2 pseudogenes are annotated in these 1,722 nt (G+C 35.9%); one reads left to right on the top strand and one right to left on the bottom strand.

Going from position 1 to position 1,722, the window contains the following annotated elements:
* Positions 1–229, bottom strand: a pseudogene (locus PVV65_RS09630) (late control protein); the annotation flags it as partial.
* Between the two features lie 307 nt (positions 230–536).
* Here PVV65_RS09630 and PVV65_RS09625 point away from each other — a divergent pair.
* A pseudogene (locus PVV65_RS09625) lies at positions 537–1,722 on the top strand (autotransporter outer membrane beta-barrel domain-containing protein); the annotation flags it as partial.

The following is a 1,722-nucleotide window of genomic DNA, read 5'->3' as shown; positions in this document are numbered from 1 at the left end:
CAAAATGTTCGCTTCCCTGTTCTTTGAGTTCTTTACGCATCGAGGCGCTTTTGCCACAAAGACGCAAGATTTCTCCATCACTGCCCCCACAACTGATCACCGATTCCACAACAAAACACCCCATAAATGCACTGATGCTGTTCTCATAGCCAAAGATCACCTGTAGCGCGCTGTTACTGGAAGAAATCTCTAAATCATTGCCGCTATCATCAAATTCCGCTTCAATTGAGGCTGAAAAGGAACTCTCAACAACTACAAAAAATTCAACCTAACTATTATTTAAAATGAAAAATGAATGCATGTTCCTCCTTACATTAAGAATTTTTATTTATAATTTATTTTTATATTTATTTCATAATAATTAATATTATTGGATAGACGGTAAATCATTATGTGTTTTATTATAAATTTTATTTTTATACTTTACACGAGAATAAAAGCAATCTATTTATCTCACAGTGGAAAACCATTCATTTAATATCCTTCTTATAAGCGGGGGAGGAAATGCGTGGGGCTTATAAGTTAGGAAAATATCAATGTATAAAAAATCTCTGTTACTCTGTACAGCAGCGATAGCTGTTACGCTGTTTAGCGCCCATTTCAACGCATATGCTGAAAATCTCGAAATTACTGATGGGAAAGTAGAAAAAAAATCCCAAGAAACTTATGAAACTATTCGTGCAACAACAGGTGGAAAAATCACTGGTGACAAATTAACAATAACCGGAAATAAAGACACGAACAAAGATACATATGTTATAAAAGCTGAAGGCGATAACAGTGAAATTACATTAACCGGTTCGACTATTAAAAGTAATGATAATGATTCTGATATTCACTTAGGTATTAAGGCCAAAGATAATGCTAAAATTAAAATGACAGGAGGAAGCATTACGGCTATTGAAAATGGTGCTTCTTTTGAAAACAGTAGTAGTGAAAACGAGCTAACAACTGTGGTTATAAGCGGTAAAAATGACCACTTTATTGACAAAGGAATAAATGCTACCCACAGCAACCTCACTTTGAAAAACACAGCTGTTTCTTTAGCAAACAACGGTATATTAGCAGAGGATAACTCCACGATAAAAGTCTCTGGCGGAATATTTAATGGAAAAATGAATGGAGTATATGCTAAACAAGGCAGCACCATTACTTTAAACGAAAAAGTAACACTCACATCATCTGAAGGCAATGGACTTCATGCAGAAGGTTCAGAAACCAAAATTACAATGGTGGAAGGAACTGTGAATGGAAAAACCGCAGCAGTATATACAGAAAATGGCGGACAGATCGATGTCTCGAATATTACTCTAACAGCAAATGGTATCGGAATCGGTGCAAAAGCTGATGGTTCTAATAGCAAGATCGAATTACATAAAAATACTACGATTAAAGATGCTATTATTGCTCTTCAAGCAAACGGCGGTACCATTAAAATGACCGATGGCTCTATTACAGCGTCTATAATGGGTGCTGTTTTCAATGATAGTAAGAATGATGAAAACAAGCTGGAAAATGTAACGATATCAAGTAGCCAAGATGGACGCTTTATTGACAAGGGAATAAGTGCCGAAAAAAGCTCTGTGACTTTAAATAAAGTAACCGTCACGAATGCAAACACAGCTATATTGGCAAATGATAACTCCACGATAACAGTATCCGAAGGGTCATTCGATGGAAAAACCAATGGAGTATATGCTAAACAAGGCAGCTCCATCACTT

The sequence above is a fragment of the Bartonella sp. ML70XJBT genome (assembly GCF_028618425.1).
GTDB lineage: Bacteria > Pseudomonadota > Alphaproteobacteria > Rhizobiales > Rhizobiaceae > Bartonella.
This window is presented reverse-complemented; position numbering and strand designations above follow the sequence as displayed.